Origin of the sequence: Flavobacterium sp. CYK-55, assembly GCF_018413465.1 — a bacterium.
In the GTDB taxonomy this organism is placed as follows: Bacteria; Bacteroidota; Bacteroidia; order Flavobacteriales; family Flavobacteriaceae; genus Flavobacterium.
Map to the genome: position 1 here is coordinate 1 of NZ_JAHCDK010000031.1, position 815 is coordinate 815.

The window sequence follows — 815 nt, forward strand, 5'->3', positions numbered from 1 at the left end:
ACAACAGCAGGTTTGCACAATAACTGCATCAGTGTTCAAGAAAGATATATTTTCCATATGTTTGTTTCATCTAACGGATTATACTCTGTTCCAAATTACCGTGACTGAGCAAACCCGCAACCGTTACAAGACATAGCACCAAAATTGCGTACAAATGACATCGACATGAAAACTTTATTTTTAATCTTTCTAACTTTTTTCATCAATTTTACACCAGAAGATGTAAAATGCAATTCAATAGAAAAATGTTTGAATTTAATGATGAATGAAAAAAAAGTATTGACTTTTTTACATTCAGATATAAAAGAACGCGTTCCATTTCGTTTTCTAAATTTGATGAATTGCGAATCAAATAGATATAATCTATTTCAAATTATTCCAGTAGAAAAGTTCGAAGATGATTCAATTAGAATAAAAAATGGATTTGATGTTCATATTTTGAATTTTAAAGAAACGCAAAATGAGGCTGAATTGAATTTATTTTATCCAATTGAAGGTGGCGGAATAGATTGTAAATTTGAAAAGCATGAAGGAAAATATTTTATTTCTAAAATGAGTTTCTACGAAATTTAGCTACGTCTTGTAACACTTGCTAAGCGCCATTGCTTGATTTTGTTGGCATTGCGCTTGTTTTTCACGTAAAAACTTTATCTTAGCGGAGCGTACTCGGCTCGCTTTTCTGCAACGTGCGCCTAGCAAGAGAACGTTGTGCGCAATTGCTCAGCAAAAACGTTGATAAATATTGGCCGCTTTTTTTGCTTTGCGGTGGAAAAGATTGTTTGATTTTCCAGCTCAAGCTTTTGGCTATGAGATAG

General features: G+C 32.9%; 1 protein-coding gene. It reads left to right on the forward strand.

The annotated features are described in order from the left end of the window. The first annotated feature begins 165 nt into the window (after window positions 1-165). A complete protein-coding gene (locus tag KIH23_RS13595; RefSeq protein ID WP_213214046.1) occupies window positions 166-573 on the forward strand; it encodes a hypothetical protein in 408 nt (135 codons plus the stop codon). Window positions 574-815: the final 242 nt, after the last annotated feature.